At 38.3% G+C, this 19,582-nt stretch carries 20 protein-coding genes; 8 read left to right on the plus strand and 12 right to left on the minus strand.

Annotation, left to right across the window (positions count from 1 at the left end; all coding sequences use genetic code 11):
• Window positions 1-301: 301 nt before the first annotated feature.
• From rnr to oxyR, 4 genes are all read right to left on the minus strand, one after another.
• Window positions 302-2,659 carry a ribonuclease R gene (gene rnr, locus BMX01_RS05570; RefSeq protein ID WP_064082202.1) on the minus strand — a complete coding sequence of 786 codons (2,358 nt, stop codon included), beginning with the start codon at window positions 2,657-2,659 and terminating at the stop codon, window positions 302-304.
• A 61-nt stretch (window positions 2,660-2,720) separates the two neighbouring features.
• The gene (locus BMX01_RS05575; protein WP_074647920.1) at window positions 2,721-3,236 is read right to left on the minus strand and encodes a protein disulfide oxidoreductase; all 516 of its coding nucleotides are present in this window, start codon (window positions 3,234-3,236) and stop codon (window positions 2,721-2,723) included.
• A gap of 1 nt (window position 3,237) precedes the next feature.
• Window positions 3,238-3,864, minus strand: coding sequence for an HTH-type transcriptional repressor FabR (gene fabR, locus BMX01_RS05580; RefSeq protein ID WP_074647922.1), 627 nt, complete (start codon window positions 3,862-3,864; stop codon window positions 3,238-3,240).
• Window positions 3,857-4,750: a DNA-binding transcriptional regulator OxyR gene (oxyR, locus tag BMX01_RS05585; RefSeq protein WP_074647924.1), complete on the minus strand. Its 894-nt coding sequence runs from the start codon at window positions 4,748-4,750 to the stop codon at window positions 3,857-3,859. The genes fabR and oxyR overlap by 8 nt, the downstream gene beginning before the upstream one ends.
• Window positions 4,751-4,877: 127 nt before the next feature.
• Between oxyR and BMX01_RS05590 the strand changes: the two genes are divergently transcribed.
• Complete coding sequence (locus tag BMX01_RS05590; RefSeq protein ID WP_074647926.1) at window positions 4,878-5,612, plus strand: glutathione peroxidase; 735 nt, start codon at window positions 4,878-4,880, stop codon at window positions 5,610-5,612.
• A gap of 109 nt (window positions 5,613-5,721) precedes the next feature.
• On the opposite strand, the gene fbp is transcribed toward BMX01_RS05590, so the two are convergent.
• Entirely contained in the window at window positions 5,722-6,726 is a 1,005-nt protein-coding gene (gene fbp, locus BMX01_RS05595) for a class 1 fructose-bisphosphatase (protein ID WP_064082198.1), read from the minus strand.
• Between the two features lie 123 nt (window positions 6,727-6,849).
• Between fbp and mpl the strand changes: the two genes are divergently transcribed.
• The 7 genes from mpl to mutM all read left to right on the plus strand — a co-directional run bounded on the left by mpl (window position 6,850) and on the right by mutM (window position 14,344).
• A complete protein-coding gene (mpl, locus tag BMX01_RS05600) occupies window positions 6,850-8,229 on the plus strand; it encodes a UDP-N-acetylmuramate:L-alanyl-gamma-D-glutamyl-meso-diaminopimelate ligase (RefSeq protein ID WP_064082197.1) in 1,380 nt (459 codons plus the stop codon).
• Window positions 8,230-8,442: 213 nt separating this feature from the next.
• Window positions 8,443-9,426 (plus strand): octaprenyl diphosphate synthase, encoded by a 984-nt coding sequence (gene ispB / locus BMX01_RS05605; RefSeq protein ID WP_064082196.1) that lies wholly within the window; start codon window positions 8,443-8,445, stop codon window positions 9,424-9,426.
• A 39-nt stretch (window positions 9,427-9,465) separates the two neighbouring features.
• Entirely contained in the window at window positions 9,466-10,212 is a 747-nt protein-coding gene (locus tag BMX01_RS05610) for an epoxyqueuosine reductase QueH (protein ID WP_064083015.1), read from the plus strand.
• A gap of 133 nt (window positions 10,213-10,345) precedes the next feature.
• A complete protein-coding gene (gene fabD, locus BMX01_RS05615; RefSeq protein ID WP_064082195.1) occupies window positions 10,346-11,281 on the plus strand; it encodes an ACP S-malonyltransferase in 936 nt (311 codons plus the stop codon).
• 54 nt (window positions 11,282-11,335) lie between these two features.
• The gene (fabG, locus tag BMX01_RS05620) at window positions 11,336-12,061 is read left to right on the plus strand and encodes a 3-oxoacyl-ACP reductase FabG (protein WP_064082194.1); all 726 of its coding nucleotides are present in this window, start codon (window positions 11,336-11,338) and stop codon (window positions 12,059-12,061) included.
• Between the two features lie 119 nt (window positions 12,062-12,180).
• Window positions 12,181-13,488, plus strand: coding sequence for a branched-chain amino acid transport system II carrier protein (gene brnQ / locus BMX01_RS05625; protein ID WP_064082193.1), 1,308 nt, complete (start codon window positions 12,181-12,183; stop codon window positions 13,486-13,488).
• 31 nt (window positions 13,489-13,519) lie between these two features.
• The gene (mutM, locus tag BMX01_RS05630; protein WP_064082192.1) at window positions 13,520-14,344 is read left to right on the plus strand and encodes a bifunctional DNA-formamidopyrimidine glycosylase/DNA-(apurinic or apyrimidinic site) lyase; all 825 of its coding nucleotides are present in this window, start codon (window positions 13,520-13,522) and stop codon (window positions 14,342-14,344) included.
• Window positions 14,345-14,409: 65 nt separating this feature from the next.
• Here mutM and BMX01_RS05635 read toward each other — a convergent pair whose 3' ends face one another.
• The 7 genes from BMX01_RS05635 to ubiE form a co-directional block, all read right to left on the minus strand.
• Window positions 14,410-14,769 carry a DUF4870 family protein gene (locus BMX01_RS05635; RefSeq protein WP_074647928.1) on the minus strand — a complete coding sequence of 120 codons (360 nt, stop codon included), beginning with the start codon at window positions 14,767-14,769 and terminating at the stop codon, window positions 14,410-14,412.
• A 66-nt stretch (window positions 14,770-14,835) separates the two neighbouring features.
• Window positions 14,836-15,585, minus strand: coding sequence for a twin-arginine translocase subunit TatC (gene tatC / locus BMX01_RS05640; RefSeq protein WP_064082190.1), 750 nt, complete (start codon window positions 15,583-15,585; stop codon window positions 14,836-14,838).
• Window positions 15,575-16,063 carry a Sec-independent protein translocase protein TatB gene (gene tatB, locus BMX01_RS05645; RefSeq protein ID WP_064083361.1) on the minus strand — a complete coding sequence of 163 codons (489 nt, stop codon included), beginning with the start codon at window positions 16,061-16,063 and terminating at the stop codon, window positions 15,575-15,577. Before tatB ends, tatC begins: the two co-directional genes overlap by 11 nt.
• Before the next feature lie 3 nt (window positions 16,064-16,066).
• Window positions 16,067-16,291 carry a Sec-independent protein translocase subunit TatA gene (gene tatA, locus BMX01_RS05650; protein ID WP_010944682.1) on the minus strand — a complete coding sequence of 75 codons (225 nt, stop codon included), beginning with the start codon at window positions 16,289-16,291 and terminating at the stop codon, window positions 16,067-16,069.
• Window positions 16,292-16,419: 128 nt separating this feature from the next.
• A complete protein-coding gene (gene ubiB / locus BMX01_RS05655) occupies window positions 16,420-18,048 on the minus strand; it encodes a ubiquinone biosynthesis regulatory protein kinase UbiB (RefSeq protein WP_064082188.1) in 1,629 nt (542 codons plus the stop codon).
• On the minus strand, window positions 18,045-18,683 hold the full coding sequence (locus BMX01_RS05660; RefSeq protein WP_064082187.1) for a ubiquinone biosynthesis accessory factor UbiJ: 639 nt from the start codon (window positions 18,681-18,683) through the stop codon (window positions 18,045-18,047). Before BMX01_RS05660 ends, ubiB begins: the two co-directional genes overlap by 4 nt.
• A 31-nt stretch (window positions 18,684-18,714) precedes the next feature.
• The gene (gene ubiE, locus BMX01_RS05665) at window positions 18,715-19,494 is read right to left on the minus strand and encodes a bifunctional demethylmenaquinone methyltransferase/2-methoxy-6-polyprenyl-1,4-benzoquinol methylase UbiE (RefSeq protein ID WP_064082186.1); all 780 of its coding nucleotides are present in this window, start codon (window positions 19,492-19,494) and stop codon (window positions 18,715-18,717) included.
• Window positions 19,495-19,582 lie beyond the last annotated feature (88 nt).

The following is a 19,582-nucleotide window of genomic DNA, read 5'->3' on the forward strand; positions in this document are numbered from 1 at the left end:
TAACGGGCTGAATTGAAATTGATAGCGCTAAAAAGGCGATAGGCAAAAAAAAACGCCTCATTTTGTGGGGGAATGAGGCGTAAAGAGTTGGAGTGATTACCTATTATTTTTGAATTGAGTTAATGATAATGATTCTCAATGCATTAAGCAAATAAATTTACAAAAACTTACAAATAAGAATGGTTATTATTTATGATGAGCCAAACAGGTTCGCTTAAATATCAGATTTAGTGGGTGTGATTTAAGCAATAAGCGGTCAGTTTTGAGTAAATTAGACCGCTTATTATTGGTTAACTTGAGTTTAACCATTCTTTTTAATTCGTGAAGCTTTTTTTGAATATTTTGTATTTGCTTTTCTTTTTTTTGTTCGTTTTTCGTTATTGTTCGTTGCGGTCAATGTGTTAAGTTCTTTAAACCTTGGTGGATGAGTAGCCTTTTTCGCTTTTTGTTTCGCGGTTTTACCTACAGCAATGCCTTTGCGTAAGTTATTCAGTAAAGCAAAATCAATCTTTTTATCCGCTAGATTAACGTTGATAACTTTAACGTTAACTGGGTCGCCTAAACGATAAATTAGCCCGCTTTCACTGACGAGTCGTTGGCGATCTGCATCATAATGGTAGTAGTCATTATCTAGTGTAGAAATATGAACTAAGCCATCAATCAGTAAATCATTGAGCTTGACGAATAAACCAAAGCCAGTAACGCTTGAAATAACGCCTTTAAATTCTTTGCCGAGATGATCTTGCATAAATTCACATTTCAGCCAATCAGCAACTTCACTAGCGGCTTCATCAGCTCGCCGTTCAGTAATAGAACATTGATCGCCAAATTGATCAATATCATCTAGTTTATAGTGATAGCCACCACCATTGGTGTAATTGCGTGTGTTGCCTTTTTCTTTTTCAATTAAATATTTAATTGAACGATGTAATAGAAGATCTGGGTAACGACGAATAGGAGAGGTGAAATGAGCATATTCACTCAAGGCTAAACCAAAATGACCAATATTATCGGCAGCATAAACGGCCTGTTTTAATGAACGTAATAGCATTGTTTGAATCAGTTCCCGATCAGGTCGTTCGCTTAGCATGGCTAGTAATTCAGCATAATCTTTGGGGGTGGGATCACGCCCTACATTCCATACTAAGCCACGCTCACGAATGAAGGATTTAAAGCTAGTGAGCTTTTCTTCACTTGGTTTATCGTGAATACGGAATAACGCAGGTTCATTTGCTTGTGTTACAAAGCGTGCAGCGGAGATGTTGGCTAAAATCATACATTCTTCAATGATTTTATGTGCATCATTACGGATCAGTGGTTCAATTCGTTCAATTCTGCCTTGTGGATTAAAGATAAACGGATTTTCGATGGTTTCAAATTCAATGGCACCACGTTTTTGGCGTGCTTTAGTTAGGCTTTTGAACATATTATTCAATTCTACTAAATGCGGTACTAATGAAGCATAACGGCTGTGTAGTGTTTGATCGCCATTTAATATTTTCCAAACTTTGTTATAAGTTAAACGGGCGTGTGAATTCATCACGGCTTCATAAAATTGATAACTGGTTAATTCACCACACTGGCAAACGGTCATTTCTGCTACTAAACAGAGGCGGTCAACTTGTGGGTTAAGCGAACATAAACCATTTGATAATACTTCAGGTAGCATTGGAATCACCCGGTTAGGAAAATAAACGGAGTTACCACGCTTAGCGGCATCTAAATCTAATGCTGTTTTAGGGCGAACATAATAGCTTACATCAGCGATAGCTACCCATAAACGCCATTGATCGCCTTCTTTTCTTGCGAATACGGCATCGTCAAAATCGCAGGCACTTTCACCATCAATGGTGACTAAGGGTAAGTGGCGTAAGTCTATTCGGTCTTGTTTGGCGACTTCAGGAACCTGATCATTATATTGCCGAATTTGTTTTTTGACGTCGTCACTCCAATGATGTGGAATATCGTGATTACGTAAGGCGATTTCGATTTCCATACCCGGCGCGAGATTTTCACCTAATATTTCGGTAATAAAGCCAATAGGACGGCTTAAACTGGCTTTACGCTCTTGTAATTCAACCACTACAATTTGCCCCATTCTTGCCCCCATACAATGTTCGGCTGGAATGAGAATATCGCGGGTAATACGGCTATCATCGGGCATAACGAAAGCGATACCGCTTTCTATGAAAAAGCGGCCGACAATTTGTTTTTTACCGGCTTCAAGCACGCGAACTATACGCACTTCACGGCGGCCATGGCGATCTGTACCATTGGGTTGTGCTAACACAAAGTCACCGTGCATAATCTGATTCATTTGATTATTGGGGATAAACCAATCTTTTTCATTGCCGTCAACTTGTAAAAAGCCATAGCCGTTACGATGGCCCATTACGGTGCCTTTGATTAAATCCATTTTTTCAGGCAATGCGTAAGATTTCCGTTTAGTGAAAATCAGTTGCCCATCATTTTCCATTGCATGTAAACGACGGCGGACTGCTTCACTGCGTTCTTCATCATTGATATTAAACGTAGCTAATAATGCTTCACAGCTCATTGGGGCATCAAAATGGCGGATAGTTTGTAAAATAAATTCACGAGAAGGGATAGGGTTGGCGTATTTTTCGCGTTCTTGTTGATAATTTGGATCAGTGATCATTTTTTTCTCATCATATTAAGCGGTCTAATTTGCTCAAAAAAGCTAAAGTAGACTGCTTGTTTTAGTTTAAATTTGCTAGCCAAAGGCGACTTTTTAAGCCCCAATAGCTAGTTAGTCCTGTTGTATATTCAACGATTTTGCCGTCTTTTATAAAGATAATCGTAGGTGTAGCTTGAATTGTCCAATTTTTTGCGATGTTACCATCAGGATCATTGATGGTAGGAAAAGTATATTTTTGTTGGGTTAAGTAGTTAGAGATATCTTTCTCATCGCCTGATTTAAGAGCAATGGTTAAGATGGGAATATTTTCATTCGCTAATTGTTGAACTGCAGCGGAAGTGAATTGACAGTAGCGACACCAAGTCCCCCAAAAATAAAGTAGCATGGGTTGTTGGTGGCTTAATTGTACAATAATGCGCGGGTGTTGATCAAGATCGTATAGTACCTGTTGGGCAAACTGATGTGGTTCAGTCGGTTTACGATACCAATCAATTATGACGCTTAGTATAATAAAGATCAGGCCATAGCTTAAAATATTTTTGATAAAGCGGGTCAATAAAACGGATTTTTTTGCCATTCTAATTTCTTTTATGACTGTAAGTGTAAGATGCGGCACCTCTGGCTAGCATTCTTAATTGCATAATAACCCGCTTTTTCAGTTTTTCACGTTCTTGTGTGTTCATATCTAATGCATAAGCACCTGCAGTGAATACGATGGTGACAAGCCCTTCTGCTTGAATATAGGCAATTTCACGACAACTGTGTGGATCTTTAGTCATAATATAATCCGTTAATTCTGCAATGAAATGTTGAATTTCACGCGATGCCACTGTACGGAAAGCCTGTGATGTGCCTGAGCTTTCACGTAATAATAAACGAAACACATTTGGACGGTCAGCAATCAACTCAAAAAATGTTTCGGTAGAAACCGCTACTATGCTGCCGCCAAAAGCAATTCGTTTGCGCGCTTGGCGCATCAGTTGCCTCAGTAATAAACCAGATTCATCGACCATCGCTAAGCCGAGTTCGTCCATATCTTTAAAATGGCGGTAAAATGAAGTGGCGGCAATACCAGCTTCACGTGCGACTTCTCTTAAACTTAGATTAGAAAAGCTTTTTTCCGCACTTAACTGATTAAATGCCGCATCGACTAATGCACGGCGTGTTTTTTCTTTTTGCAAGGCTCTAACGCCAAGATTACTCATTTTTACCTTCTTTTGTCATAATATAGGCAACTTCTTTGGCTAAACGTTCATAGCGAATACGTAAGGGGGAGCCAGGACGATATATTAAACCGATAGCTCGGTAAGGTTGTGGATTCTCAAAGGTTAGATAATGAATGTTAGCATTTTGTTTAGCCGCAAGTTCAGGAACTAAGGACATTCCGGCATTGGTTGCGACCATATTACGTAAGGTTTCTAAATTGGTGGCTTTAAAATGCGTACTTTCCTTGGCATCAACTGATAGGCAATAATCTAATGTTTGGGTACGTAAACAGTGGCCATCATCTAGAAAAAGTAATTCTTTATCTTTCAATGCATTAATTGTTAAACTTGACTGTTTAGCCCACTCGTGTTGTTTAGGTACTGCAAGTAGCATTTCTTCATTAAAGATAGGAATTTCAATAAAAGGTTCACTTTCTTTGACTAACGCTAAGATACCACAATCTAATTGACCTGCTTCAAGTTGATCAATCAATTGTGACGTCTGAAGCTCGTAAATATAGAGATCTAATTCTGGGAAAGCAGATTTTAGTGCGGGTAATGCAAAGGGCAATAAATATGGGCCTAGTGTTGGTATGATACCGACGTGCAATGGGCCAGACATTTCTTTGCCTTGATTGCTTGCCATTTCTTTGAGTATTTTCACTTCACGTAATACCGCTTTGGCCTGTTCAACAAGCGTTAAACCTGCTTGGGTAAATAATACTTTTCGACTGGTTCGTTCAAGCAATATTGTGCCTAACTCGTTTTCTAGTTTGCGAATTCGGTCGCTTAATGTAGGTTGGCTCACATTACAGGCGTCTGCGGCACGTCGGAAATGTTTATAGTCAGCTAAAGCAATTAAATATTCTAGATCTCTGATATTCACGGGTTCCCCTAAAAGTAGATTGAAGAATGACTATTTCCCCTATCGATTAAATAGGCTGAATTATGGCATAATTAGGTGTACAATAGATAGAATTTTTAATTAAAACATTACTAAACAGGAGAATTTTATGTCGTTAAAAGATATGACTGGTCAAAAAGTTCCTAACGTGACATTTCATACACGTCAAGGCGATGCTTGGGTAGATGTTACTACTTCTGAGTTGTTTGATAACAAAACCGTAGTTGTTTTTTCTCTGCCTGGTGCATTCACGCCAACTTGCTCATCAACTCATTTACCGCGTTATAACGAATTGGCTTGCGAGTTTAAAGCTGTGGGTGTTGATAGTATTCTCTGTGTTTCTGTTAATGATACCTTTGTAATGAACGCTTGGAAAGCCGACCAAGAGTCAGAAAATGTAATGGTTATACCAGATGGTAACGGTGAGTTTACTGAAGGTATGGGAATGTTAGTGGGTAAAGAAGATTTAGGCTTTGGCAAACGTTCATGGCGTTATTCTATGCTAGTGAAAAACGGCGTAGTTGAAAAAATGTTTGTTGAACCACAAGAGCCCGGTGATCCATTCAAAGTATCTGATGCAGATACGATGATGAAATATTTAGTCGCGGGTTGGCAAGCAAAAGAATCTGTTTCAATCATTACTAAACCAGGTTGCCCATTCTGTGCTAAAGCAAAAGAAACCTTAAAAGCGAAAGGTTATGCTTTTGAAGAAATCGTATTAGGTCGTGATGCATCAACTATTTCTGTTCGTGCTATTACAGGTAAAACCGCTGTACCACAAGTATTCATCGGCGGTAAACATATCGGTGGTAGTGATGAATTAACAGCGTATTTTGCAAAATAATAGTTGAAAATTAGCGCTTACACAGAAGCCAGTTCATTGAACTGGCTTTTTTTGTTTGAAAAGCGGTGGTAAAGGAAGGATACTTTACCACCGCTTGATTTATGGACGACTATTCAGTGAAAGTTTGCATAAAGGTGTTAGCTTGTTTGACCATTGTCTTAGAACCAATAAAGAACGGTACACGTTGGTGTAATTCGGTTGGTTTGATATCTAAAATCGGTTGGAAACCATCGGTTGCCATACCGTCAGCTTGTTCAGCTAAAAATGCCATTGGATTGCCTTCATACAGTAGCCGTAATTTGCCTTGTGGATAAACCGTTGAGGTTGGGTAAATATAAATACCGCCTTTGAGTAAATTACGGTGAAAATCAGAAACTAGTGAGCCGATATAACGAGATGAATAAGGCCGTTTGCTTGCTTCATCATTTTCTTGGCAATATTTGATAAATTTTTTCACACCCAGAGGGAATGTGACGTATTGCCCCTCATTGATTGAATAATATTTACCTTCAGCGGGCATTTTCATATCTGGATGAGAAAGAATAAATAAGCCAAGCGATGGATCGTAAGTAAAGCCGTTTACACCATTGCCTGTCGTGTAAACCAACATTGTTGATGAACCATAAGTCACATAACCCGCTGCAACTTGTTTACTCCCTTCTTGTAAAAAATCTTCAATTGTTACGGGAGAGCCGATCGGCGAGACACGTTTATAAATAGAAAAAATAGTGCCGACCGAAACATTTACATCAATGTCGGAAGAGCCATCTAGCGGATCTGTCATTAAGATATATTTGGCATTTCTATTTCGTTCGCTATCAAAAGCAATAAAATTATCATCTTCTTCTGAAGCAAAGCCTGCTACATCTTCACGAGCAAGTAAGGCTTTTTTCATGGTTTCATTGGCAAAAATATCTAGCTTCATTTGTGTTTCACCTTGTACATTCTCTGAACCGGCAAAACCAAGAATATCTTGGCTTAGGCCAGCACGATTAATTTCGCGGTGAATGATTTTGGCGGCTAAACGGATAGAGGCCAAAATGCCACTTAATTCTCCTTTTGCTTCAGGATATTCGGCTTGTTTTTCAATGATAAATTCGCCAAGCGTTTTCATAATTTCTCCTTATGGTATGCTAAAATAGCTAACTTTATTATAGAAAGAAATTATTGACAACCTTAACCGACTCAAACAATTTTGTAACATTGATCACAATGTTTTTACATTAAAGGTGGATTTATGAGGCAAAAACATATTCATATTCTTGGCATTTGCGGAACCTTTATGGGAGGCGTCGCGATGATTGCGCGCCAGCTAGGTTATAAAGTAACCGGTTCAGATACCAATGTTTATCCGCCGATGAGTACTTTTTTAGATAAGCAGGGAATTGAGATCATTCCAAATTACGATGTCAGTCAACTACAACCGGAGCCTGATATGGTGGTGATTGGCAATGCGATTAGTCGAGGTAATCCTTGCGTAGAATATGTGTTGGAACATCAATTACATTACACCTCAGGGCCACAATGGTTACACGATCATTTATTGAAAGATTGCTGGGTATTGGCGGTGGCGGGTACGCATGGCAAGACGTCTACCACTGGAATGTTGGCGTGGATTTTAGATCAAAATGGCATAGATACAGGCTTTTTAATTGGTGGTGTAGCGGGTAATTTTGGGATTTCAGCGCGGATTGGCTCAACTAAATTTTTTGTAATCGAAGCAGATGAATATGATTCAGCCTTTTTTGATAAGCGGTCGAAATTTGTTCATTATTCGCCTAGAACATTAGTTATTAATAATTTGGAATTTGATCACGCAGATATTTTTGTAGATTTAGCGGCGATTCAACGTCAGTTCCATCATTTAGTGCGGACTATTCCACAATCTGGGTGTATTTTGTCTTCAATTACGGATCAGAATACGCAAGCTGTATTAAAGATGGGAAATTACAGCGAATTACAATTTAGCGGGCAAGATCAAACTTGGTTTGCTCAGCCTTTAGTGGCGGATTGTTCAGCATTTGAGGTGCATTATCAAGGTAATAAAGCAGGGCAAGTGCAATGGAATGTTATTGGTGCACATAATATGCACAATGCTTTGATGGCGATTGCAGCTGCCCATCATAGTGGTGTTTCCATTACAGGTGCTTGTCAGGCGTTGGCGTCTTTTGTGAATGTTCAACGTCGTTTAGAAGTAAAAGGCGTGGTTAATAATATCACTGTATATGATGATTTTGCCCATCACCCAACGGCGATTGCGGCAACTATTAATGCATTGCGTGCTAAAGTAGGGCAACAGCGGATTTTGGCGGTGTTAGAGCCTCGTTCAAATACGATGAAAATGGGGGTACATAAACATGAATTGGCAACTAGCTTACAAGATGTGGATTCAGTTTTTATTTATCAACCGCCCACAATTGAATGGCAGGTTTCTGAAGTGCTTGCTAATTTAGCGCAACCTGCAATATCGGCTGATGATGTTGATGAATTAGTGATGCGCATTGTGCAACAGGCGAAGCCTAATGATCATATTTTAATTATGAGTAATGGTGCTTTTGGCGGTATTCATCAGAAATTACTGATCGCATTAGCTAATGCATGCCTATTTAGCCCATAAACCCTAGAATTTACACCGCATAAAATGCCTCTAACATAAAAATAATGGGTACCAATGAATAAACAAAGGCTAGCTTTACTAAGTTAAGCGGTCGTTTTTTGATTTTTTTGTAAAAAAATGCGAGGAATAGTCCGCTTTGTTAGATTATTTTTTGAAGCAGGCTAAATTTAAGGTAAAATCGACAATTATTTTTATATTGCATTGAGAAATATCATGACAGCGCAATTAACACTTGAACAGATCCAAGCTCTTGCACAGCAAGATATGCAAGCCGTTGATCAAGAGATTCTTGCTCAGCTGAATTCTGAAGTGCCACTCATTAATCAATTAGGCCATTACATTATTAGTGGCGGTGGCAAACGTATTCGTCCATTGATTGCCGTATTAGCAGCCAATGCCTTATGTTACACAGGGCGTAAGCATTTGACTTGTGCCGCCTTTATTGAATTTGTACATACTGCCACTTTATTACACGACGATGTTGTTGATGAATCGGCTTTACGGCGTGGACGTGAAACGGCGAATGCAATTTTTGGGAATGCAGCAAGTGTTTTAGTTGGCGATTTTATTTATACACGCTCATTTCAAATGATGACGTCGGTTGATTCACTGGAAGTATTAAAAGTGATGTCAGCAGCCACCAATGCATTAGCTGAAGGTGAAGTGCAACAATTAATGAATATTAATGACCCGCATACTACCGAAGCAAATTATATGCGAGTCATTTATAATAAAACTGCCCGCTTATTTGAAGCTGCTACACAATGTGTAGCGATAGTTGCCGGTGCTAGCCAACAGATTGAACAGGCTTTAAAAGCCTATGGTTGCTATTTAGGCACAGCTTTTCAATTAGTTGATGATATTTTAGATTATTCAGCAAAAGCAGAACAATTTGGGAAAAATGTAGGCGATGACTTTGTAGAAGGTAAACCAACTTTGCCATTATTGCATGCTTTGCAACACGCAAATGAAGCACAAGCAAGGATGATTCGCGAAGTGATTGAGCATGGTGGCGAACGTGCAAAAATTCCGATGGTGTTGGCGATTATGGCTGAGCATAAATCATTGGAATATGCAATGGCACGTGCTAAGCAAGAAGCACAAAAAGCGGTAGCAGCATTGGATATTTTAGCAGATACCGAATATAAAAAAGCGTTGATTTCATTGGCATATTTGTCGGTGGATCGGCGTTATTAAGTTACCTAAGCGGTTATTTTATATAGAATTTTTAAAATGATAGAACAACAAAATCAACAGCCATTGGCGCATCAGCAAGCATTGCAACAAAAGAAAAAATTGACACGTAAAGGCAAAGATCCGAATGCACCTTTTGTGCGAGAAAAATTAGCTTTGCCAGATGGGCATAATAAATTATTACTTCATTCTTGCTGTGCACCTTGTTCAGGCGAAGTCATGGAGGCTATTTTAGCTTCCGGGATTGAATTTACTATTTATTTCTACAATCCTAATATCCACCCAATGAAAGAGTATTTAATTCGTAAAGAAGAAAATATTCGATTTGCTGAAAAACATGGTCTTCCATTTGTTGATGTAGATGATGATTATGAAAATGATCGGAAAACATGGTTTAAAAAAGCGGAAGGTATGGAGTGGGAGCCTGAGCGAGGAGTACGTTGCACAATGTGTTTTGATATGCGGTTTGAGAAAACTGCTAAGTATGCTCATGAACATGGTTTTCCAGTGTTCACGTCCTGTTTAGGTATTTCACGTTGGAAAGATATGCAACAAATCAATGGCTGTGGTCATCGTGCGGCAGAAGCTTATCAAGACGTTATTTATTGGGATTATAATTGGCGTAAAAATGGCGGTTCGCAACGCATGATTGAAATTAGCAAACGCGAACGCTTTTATCAGCAAGAATATTGTGGCTGTATTTATTCATTACGTGATTCAAATAAATGGCGTTTAGAAACGGGGCGGCCAAGAATTGAGATTGGTAAATTATATTATTCGGCAGATTAATCTTTGATCGTTAATAATAAAAAGGTTAGCTTGTCAGAGCAGTAAAAGCGGTCAGTTTTCGTAAAATAATTGAGCAGATAAACAAGCGCTACCATTCGTCTGAATATCTGTTTAGTACAAAGAGGAAAAAACAATGTCAAATTTTGCAATGGTATTCCCAGGTCAAGGTTCACAAGCGGTTGGTATGTTAGCAGAACTTGCAACGGAATTTCCTATTGTTGAACAAGTATTTGCCGAAGCCAGTGAGGTTTTGGGCTATGATTTATGGGCGCTTGTTCAGCATGGTACAGCAGAAGAATTAAGTCAAACACAACGCACACAACCTGCATTATTAGCCGCATCAGTTGCAATTTATCGTGTTTGGCAACAAAAATACCCTGAGTTGAAACCCGCTATGATGGCTGGACATAGTTTAGGAGAGTATTCAGCTTTGGTGTGTGCTGGCGTATTGGATTTCCAAGACGCCATCAAATTAGTTGAATTACGTGGTAATGCTATGCAACAGGCAGTACCTGCAGGTAGCGGTGCTATGTATGCGATTATTGGTTTAGAGAATAATTCGATTATTAATGCTTGCCAACAAGCACAGCTTGAATTGGGCGAAGTGGTTTCAGCGGTTAATTTTAATAGTCCAGGTCAAGTGGTTATCGCTGGGAGTAAAACTGCGGTAGAAAAAGCGGCTGAATTATGTAAAACAGCTGGTGCGAAACGGGCATTACCATTAGCAGTAAGTGTGCCTTCACATTGCTCACTCATGAAGCCTGCCGCAGAAAAGCTAGCCGCTGCATTGCAAAATATTTCATTAAATCCACCGCTTATACCTGTTATTCATAATGTGAATGTCGCTGTTGAAACAGATGTAGATGCTATTCGCGAGCGATTGGTTGAACAGCTTTATAGTCCCGTTCGTTGGAGCGAAACTATTGAAAAAATGGCAGAACAAGGTATAGATACCCTCTTTGAAATGGGACCGAATAAAGTATTAACCGGTTTAGCTGGACGGATTGCTAAACAATTAACGGCAAAAGCAATCAATGATATTGCCTCATTAGCGGCTGTACAGGCTTAATCTATTAATCTTCTCTATATAGAGAAATTTATCGATAATGAAAAGGAATAAAATATGCAAGGTAAAATCGCATTAGTAACAGGCGCAACACGTGGTATTGGTAAAGCTATCGCCGAGGAATTAAGTGCAAAAGGCGCGATCGTTATTGGTACAGCAACATCAGAAAAAGGGGCTGAAACTATCTCAGCTTATTTAGGTGAAACAGGCAAGGGGTTTGTTTTAGACGTCACAAATCCTGCATCAATTGAAACGGTGTTAGCAGAAATTAAAGCACAATTTGGTGAGGTAGATATTTTAGTAAATAACGCAGGCATTACCCGCGATGGTTTATTAATGCGGATGAAAGATCAAGATTGGTACGATATTGTTGAAACAAACTTGACTTCTGTCTTCCGTTTATCAAAAGCGGTATTACGCCCAATGATGAAAAAAGGCGGTCGTATTGTGACGATTGGATCTGTAGTGGGTTCAAGTGGCAATCCTGGTCAAACAAACTATTGTGCAGCAAAAGCGGGCTTGGTTGGTTTTTCTAAAGCATTGGCAAAAGAAGTGGCTTCGCGTGGTATTACCGTTAATGTAGTGGCCCCAGGGTTTATTGCGACAGATATGACAGATGAGTTAAATGAAGATCAAAGAAATGCAATTTTAAGCCAAATTCCAGCAGGAAAATTAGGATCCGCAAAAGATATTGCGAAAGTAGTTGCATTTTTAGCCTCAAATGAGGCAAGCTATATCACAGGCGAGACAATCCATGTGAATGGCGGTTTATATATGAACTAATTGTTTGTATAGGTTGTTTAGCCGAGCTTTGTTCATCGCAAAGCTCGGCTTTGCTTTTTTCGGGTCATTTTTTTCGATAATGTGCAACAATGCACAAGTTTTAAAGGAAGTGTTATTTTATGAATAAAAATACATTGGTTGTTGGCTTTATGCTATTTGCAATATTTTTTGGTGCAGGGAACCTTATTTTCCCACCAAAGCTTGGCTTTGAGAGTGGTGCTGAGTTTGTTTCCTCTGTTTCCGGCTTTGTATTAACCGGTGTTGGTTTACCCTTATTAGGGATTATTGTCAGCGCGTTTTATCCGGGCGGTTATAAAGCCGTTTTGGATAAAATTCATCCATGGTTTTCAGCGATCTTCTTGATTGCCATTTATTTAGCGATAGGGCCATTTTTCGCAGGTCCTAGAACCGCAGCCACCGCTTACGAAATGGCTATAATGCCATTTATTAGTGAAGTCGGGCAGTTATCATTATTGATTTTTACCTTAGTCTATTTCTGTGTAGCATTATGGTTAAGTTTGAATCCAACTAAAGTCGTTGATCGCATCGGTGCTATTCTAACACCAGTATTATTATTGGCTATTATTGCATTAGTAGTAAAAGCGGTCTTTTTATTGAGCAGTGATGAAGTATTTCAATTACAAGCACCTGCGGTGACTGAGAACTCTTATTTCTTTAAAGGTGTTGTCGATGGTTATTTAACTATGGACGCATTAGCGTCATTGGCGTATTCAGTTATTGTATTGAATGCGATTCAAAGTAAAAGTTTGACTAATAACAGTTCATTACAACGTCAAACTATTTTTGCAGCATTAGTAGCAGCAGTAGCATTAGCACTTATTTATATTGGATTAGGGTGGATTGGTAATCATATGGCGATTGATCAAGCAACCTTAAGTATGCTTGCTGAGAAACAATTAGATTTAGGTACTTATATTCTGAATATGATTACGACAGAGGCATTTGGTGAATTAGGTAGTGCGGTATTAGGCATTATTGTGTCTCTTGCTTGTTTAACTACAGTGGTGGGGCTAGCGGTTTCAGTCAGTGAATATTTCAATGAAATTTTCCCAAAAATTTCATACAAAATGTATGTAGTGTTATTTACGGTGATTAGTTTTATTATTGCTAACCAAGGTTTACAGGAAGTAATTAGCAAATCTATTCCTGTGCTATTAATTCTTTATCCAATTGCAATGACCGTCATCTTACTTTTATTAATTAATTTATTTATTAAATTACCATTAATGGCGCAACGTATTGCATTGTTATTAGTAACTATTATCGCGGTTTCATCGGTTATTGGTTTAAGTTTTACTGAGCAGTTACCATTGAGAGTGTATTCAATGGAATGGTTACCCTTTGCGGTGATCGGCACTATTGTTGGGCTGCTAATGAGTAAATTAAGCGGACAAAAAGTTGCTTAATATTACCTTTTGCTGATTTTTTGGAGTAAAAATGCCAGAATTACCAGAAGTCGAAACGTGCCTACGCGGTATTGAGCCTTATTTAGCAGGGCAAACTATTCAGCAGATTGTAATACGTACACCAAAGTTACGTTGGCCAATTTCTGCTGAATTGTGTGCGATGTCAGGCGCAAAAATTTTGGCACTGTCTCGCCGTGCAAAATATTTAATTATACACACTGAACGCGGTGATATTTTGGTACATCTTGGTATGTCAGGTTCACTCACCATTCTGAATTCATCTCAACCAACAAAAGCAAGCAAACACGACCATGTTGATTTGATTACAGAAGCAGGCATCATTTTACGTTACAATGACCCTCGTAAATTTGGTGCTTGGTTATGGGCTAAACAAGCGGAAAATTATCCACTGATCACAAAATTAGGCCCTGAGCCTCTTTCGGATACTTTTACAAGCGATTATTTATTCAAAAAAAGTCGTAACAAAACCGTCGCGGTAAAAAATTTTATTATGAACAATGATATTGTTGTTGGTGTGGGAAATATTTATGCCTCTGAATCGCTTTTTATGGCGGGGGTTCATCCTGAATTAGCGGCGCAAAATCTAACTGAAAAACAATGTGTACAGTTAAGGAATGTGATTCAAGCCGTATTAACCAAAGCGATTATTCAAGGCGGCACCACATTAAAAGATTTTACTCAACCAGACGGTAAACCAGGCTATTTTGCGCAAGTGCTACAAGTATATGGTAGGAAAGGTGAGGAATGTCGAGAATGTGGTACGCTCATTCAAACCAAAGTGATTGGGCAACGTAACAGTTATTTTTGCCCTGATTGTCAGCCGTTGCCTAAATAACAGAAAAAGCCAAATAGTAAAAAAGCGGTCAAATTTGACCGCTTTTTTTATGATTATATTTAATGTTACATAAACCAACCTGTTGGGGTAACAGGCTTATTATCAAAGAATCTAGCCGCGCCATAAATTATTCTGAAAATATACCAAATACCTACTGCCCAAATGAGAAAAACACCTATGAAGACAATGGTTAATAGGAAGCCTAATCCGCACAGAATTACTGTACCCCAAAAGGTTTTAATTAAGAAACGTAAGTGATCATAGTAAAGCGTACCAATCATTTTATCTCGTTTAATATAAGCCAAGATTACGCCTGCGATAGTGGGAATGCCACCAAAAATAATGCCTAAACCAAATAAAGCATAAATGAGATACATCATTTTACGTTTTGCATCATCAGAATTCAATAAAAAAGGATCGTTCATTAAAGCCTCCTAAGCCATTATCAGGTTTATTAATCGTAAAAAGTTAGAAAGTAGACTGCTTGTTAATTATTCAATATTTTCTGTTGGTGATTGCTCATCACGAGGCTTATAGAATTTAGAGAAGAATAGGCCAACTTCAAATAATAAACACATTGGAATGGCTAACAACGTTTGAGAAAAAACATCAGGCGGTGTTAATAACATACCAATTGCAAATGCAGCGACAATAATATATGGACGTTTGCTTCGTAAATCATCAGCTGAAATTACGCCAGACCAACAAAGCAAAATGATGGCTACAGGCACTTCAAAGCAAATACCAAAAGCTAAGAAAATAGTTAAGACAAAATCTAAATAGCTACTGATATCAGTGGCTACTTGTACACCTTCAGGTGCGGTACTGGTCAGAAAGCCAAATACTAGTGGAAATACAACATAATAGGCGAAAGCAACCCCAGTATAAAATAACAATGTACTAGACACGAGTAATGGATAAACCAAGCGTTTTTCGTGCTTATAGAGTGCTGGTGCGACAAATGCCCAAATTTGATACAAAATAAATGGCACGGACAAGAAGATTGCCACTACGCCGGTTAACTTAAGTGGAGTAAAAAAAGGCGTAGTAACATTGGTTGCAATCATTGTTGCGCCCGCAGGAAAGTTTTCAGTGAGCGGTGTAGCAAGCAATGTATAGATATCATTTGCCCAATACACCAACATACAAAAAACAACCAAAACACAAACAATTGCACGCAATAAGCGGTTTCTTAATTCAACTAAGTGGCTAATCAGAGGCTGTGATTCTTCAATTGACATTCTGTTTATCCTGTTCTAGTTTGGTAGTTGAGGGGGAAACTAAATCATCATCTGGTGGATAATAGGCAGTCAGTTTAGATTCATCTAATTCGTTAGCTTCGGTTATTTCAGAGGGCTGTGCGTTGGCAATATTTTGCTGAATATCAGCGACTTGTTCATCGGTCAGTTTACCGATTTGATTCGCGTTATTCAGATCATTTTGCATTTTTTGAGCAGATTGTTTTAAATCTTCCACTGTTTGGGTTAATTCAGGTGAAAGTGTCGTTAAGTTCATTGCTTCTGCTTTTTTAATACTTTCTTGTAATTCTTGTAGCTTTAATTCTTGTGATAATTCGTGTTGTACATTTGTTGCTAAACTGCGGATAGTTCTAACCCAACCCATTACAGTTCGGATCGCAACAGGTAAACGTTGCGGACCTAGTACGACTAACCCCACAACAAAAATCAGTATTAATTCAGAAAAACCGATATCAAACACGAATTATGCCTGCTCTTTTTCTTTTGTTTTCTCGGTGGTAGAAGTTGATTCTTTTGCTTCTACTTTATCAAAATTGGCATCTTGAGATTTATCTTCTGCCATTGCTTTTTTAAAGCCTTTTACTGATTCACCTAAATCAGTCCCTAAAGTCCGTAATTTTTTAGTGCCGAACAGTAAAACGATAATTGCAACAATAATCAGTAGTTGCCAAATGCTAATTCCACCCATAGGAGTTCCTCTATTGAAATATAAATTGGACGAGTAAAAATGGTTTTCTATTATATGTTACTTTAACTATATTGCCAAAAAAAGATAGGAAAGTCGCTTATTAACTTGCATCATCTTGATCAAGCGCATTATTTTCGTCTACATAATGCTAAACATAGCATAGTTAAAATAGGTAAACTTAACCAAAGTGGTAAACTATTGAACTGCCATAATAAACTAAGAATAATGCTACCCATGATGATCATTTTGACATTATAAGTTTTATTATCCGCTTGTGATTGTAATGTTTTATTTAATTCTGCTAAGCGGTAATTAATGTGTTTTTGTTGCTGTAATGCATTAAAAACGGCTTCAGGAAATTGGGCAAAATGTTCGCGGAATTGGGGCGCTTGTTGTTTTAAATCACGTAAAATGGCTTTGAAACCAACTTGTTGATCTAGCCACTTTTGTAAGAATGGTTTAGCGGTTTGCCATAGATCTAATGCAGGATAAACTTGACGGCCGAGTCCTTCAATATAGAGTAATGTTTTTTGTAATAATACTAATTGCGGTTGTACTTCCATATTGAATTGACGGGCTACATTAAATAAATTTAATAGCACTTGACCAAAAGAAATTTCAGCTAATGGTTTGGCAAAAATCGGTTCGCAGACTGTTCGAAATGCTTCTTCAAAAGCATCAACATCAGTATCAGCAGGTGTCCAGCCTGATTCAATATGCATTAATGCAACGCGACGATAATCACGATTAAAAAACGCGACAAAGCTTTCTGCTAAGTAACGTTTGTCATTTTGATTTAATGTGCCAACAATGCCACAATCGATGCCAATATATTGTGGATCTTCAGGGTGGTTTGGATTAACAAAAATATTGCCGGCGTGCATATCTGCGTGAAAGAAACTATCACGAAACACTTGGGTGAAAAAGACTTGTACACCACGTTCTGCTAATAATTTCATATTCGTGCCGTTCTCTGTGAGGGTGGCGATATCAGATACAGGAATGCCGTAGATACGCTCCATTACAATTACATTTTTATGGCAAAAATCGGGATACATTGCCGGCACATAGAGCATTTCGCTGTTTTCAAAATTATTGCGTAAGCGAATCGAATTTGCCATTTCGCGTGTTAAATCTAATTCGTCTAGTAGCGTTTTTTCATACTCGCGTACCACTTCAGTTGCTCGTAAACGTTTTGCATCATCAGATAAATAGGGAATCAGTTTGGCTAGTTGGTACATCAGAGCGATATCCGCTTTGATAATGGGTTCAATATCTGGCCGGATAACTTTTAGTACTACATTTTGGCCTGCAAGCGGTTGATTTTTGTTGAATGTTGCCGTGTGTACTTGGGCGATAGAAGCAGAGGCAAGTGCTTGTTCATCAAAATCATCAAACCAAGTTTCTAGCGTGTTACCCAATGCTTGTTCGATAATTTTACGTGCTAACTTGCCATCAAAGGGAGCAACAGAATCTTGTAAGAGTGCAAGTTGATCAGCTAATGCGGGTTCAAATAAATCACGGCGAGTTGCGAGCATTTGACCAAGTTTAATCCATACAGGGCCTAATTCTTGTAAGGCTAAACGCAGGCGTACACCAAAAGGTTGATCTTTGTGTTCGTTTTGCAACCAAAAAAATGCTTTACGGGTTAAGCGGGCAGAATAAGTGAATGGAATATCCGGAATGATTTCATCAATGCCATAACGTAAAAAGGTTGCAATAATTTGATATGAACGGCGAGTATTTTTAAATATCATTTATTTTTCTCACATTGGGCTAGCTTTTGTTCTAAACGTTTGGCTTGCTGTTCAAGATCGGCAATTTGATCATAAAAGTGAACCGCTTGTAGGCGGTGGACTAATACAGGGCGTTCCTGCATAAGATTATCTATTAAGTGTTGGTTATTTTGCTTGATACGCTTTTTAATATTACGGAATAGTCGCTGTGCAAAATCTGTTGAGCTTTGGGCAAGGACATCGCCAACAAAAGGGGAAAGTAATTCAGCAGGATCTTGTTCGAGTTCCGATAATAGCGTGTTGAAATATTGTAATACTTCAAGATCACCTGTCAGCACGAGTTTTTTATGATTGATTAATTCTGTTAATTTTTGTTTATCCGCCAATTGTGGCAAGGTATCCAACGCAAGCTGAATACAACAATCGGCGTTAGCCGGATAATCAGATAAACAATCAATGCGATTATGACTGAAAAAGAAAAATAGGTTTACTTTAGGCCAGCTTAATTCAATTTGTAAAATGCGGTTATGCAATTTACCTAAAGGTGCTTTGACGTGTGGTGAGCGTTTAATTAAAGCATTTAATAGGGTTTCTAATGCTGCTAGACTAAATTGTGGCAACATAAGCTGTTGTTTAAGTTGATCGAGTAACATCATTGTCCTCTACTCATTTTATCGATAAGCAAGATTAAAATTTATAGCCACGGTGTAAGGCGACAATCCCAGCACTCAAATTGTAATAATTAACACTCTCAAACCCCGCATGTTCCATCATTGTTTTTAATTCATCTTGTTTAGGATGCATACGAATCGATTCTGCTAGATAACGATAACTTTCCGCATCATTCACGACAATCTCACCGACTTTAGGTAAGATATTGAAAGAATAAAAATTATATAATTGGCTGATGGGATCAAAAATCGGCTTGGAAAATTCTAAGACTAATAAACGACCGCCTGGCTTTAAGACGCGATACATTGATTTTAATGCTTTATCTTTGTCTGTTACATTGCGTAAGCCGAAACTGATCACCACACAATCGAAAGTATTATCAGCAAAAGGTAAATGTTCAGCATTGGCTTGTACATAATTAATATTACCTACCACGCCTAAATTGCGTAATTTATCGCGTCCCACTTCTAACATTGAGCTATTGATATCCGCTAGAACCACTTGCCCTGTTTCGCCAACAATCCGCGAAAATTTTGCACTAAAATCACCGGTACCACCGGCTAAATCTAGCACTTGTTGCCCTTTACGTACGCCACTGCAATCAATGGTAAAGCGTTTCCAAATGCGATGAATACCAAAGGAGAGTAAATCGTTCATCAGATCGTATTTAGCGGCAACGCTATGGAAGACATTGGCGACTAATTGCTGTTTTTCTTCTTTCGCAACCGTTTTAAAACCAAAATGGGTGGTTTCATTTGCCTGATTTTCAGCAGTAGATTGTGTATCTTTTGTCATAAAATTCTCATTACCTAAAATAAGATGTAACCATAGCAAAAAAGCGGTCGTTTTTCCTTAAAATTTTGCAAAATAAATCAAGTAAATT

The organism is [Haemophilus] ducreyi (assembly GCF_900109315.1).
GTDB classification, from domain to species: domain Bacteria; phylum Pseudomonadota; class Gammaproteobacteria; order Enterobacterales; family Pasteurellaceae; genus Haemophilus_B; species Haemophilus_B ducreyi.

Excerpts from the sequence above, each read along its gene's own strand:
- tatC (WP_064082190.1), bottom strand. The coding sequence starts at position 15,585 with ATGTCAATTGAAGAATCACAGCCTCTGATTAGCCACTTAGTTGAATTA.
- fbp (WP_064082198.1), bottom strand. The coding sequence starts at position 6,726 with ATGAAAACGCTTGGCGAATTTATCATTGAAAAACAAGCCGAATATCCT.
- ubiB (WP_064082188.1), bottom strand. The coding sequence starts at position 18,048 with ATGATATTTAAAAATACTCGCCGTTCATATCAAATTATTGCAACCTTT.
- fabR (WP_074647922.1), bottom strand. The coding sequence starts at position 3,864 with ATGAGTAATCTTGGCGTTAGAGCCTTGCAAAAAGAAAAAACACGCCGT.
- BMX01_RS05575 (WP_074647920.1), bottom strand. The coding sequence starts at position 3,236 with ATGGCAAAAAAATCCGTTTTATTGACCCGCTTTATCAAAAATATTTTA.
- brnQ (WP_064082193.1), top strand. The coding sequence starts at position 12,181 with ATGAATAAAAATACATTGGTTGTTGGCTTTATGCTATTTGCAATATTT.
- fabG (WP_064082194.1), top strand. The coding sequence starts at position 11,336 with ATGCAAGGTAAAATCGCATTAGTAACAGGCGCAACACGTGGTATTGGT.
- BMX01_RS05635 (WP_074647928.1), bottom strand. The coding sequence starts at position 14,769 with ATGAACGATCCTTTTTTATTGAATTCTGATGATGCAAAACGTAAAATG.
- rnr (WP_064082202.1), bottom strand. The coding sequence starts at position 2,659 with ATGATCACTGATCCAAATTATCAACAAGAACGCGAAAAATACGCCAAC.
- BMX01_RS05660 (WP_064082187.1), bottom strand. The coding sequence starts at position 18,683 with ATGATGTTACTCGATCAACTTAAACAACAGCTTATGTTGCCACAATTT.
- ispB (WP_064082196.1), top strand. The coding sequence starts at position 8,443 with ATGACAGCGCAATTAACACTTGAACAGATCCAAGCTCTTGCACAGCAA.
- tatA (WP_010944682.1), bottom strand. The coding sequence starts at position 16,291 with ATGGGTGGAATTAGCATTTGGCAACTACTGATTATTGTTGCAATTATC.
- ubiE (WP_064082186.1), bottom strand. The coding sequence starts at position 19,494 with ATGACAAAAGATACACAATCTACTGCTGAAAATCAGGCAAATGAAACC.
- fabD (WP_064082195.1), top strand. The coding sequence starts at position 10,346 with ATGTCAAATTTTGCAATGGTATTCCCAGGTCAAGGTTCACAAGCGGTT.
- mutM (WP_064082192.1), top strand. The coding sequence starts at position 13,520 with ATGCCAGAATTACCAGAAGTCGAAACGTGCCTACGCGGTATTGAGCCT.
- BMX01_RS05590 (WP_074647926.1), top strand. The coding sequence starts at position 4,878 with ATGTCGTTAAAAGATATGACTGGTCAAAAAGTTCCTAACGTGACATTT.
- mpl (WP_064082197.1), top strand. The coding sequence starts at position 6,850 with ATGAGGCAAAAACATATTCATATTCTTGGCATTTGCGGAACCTTTATG.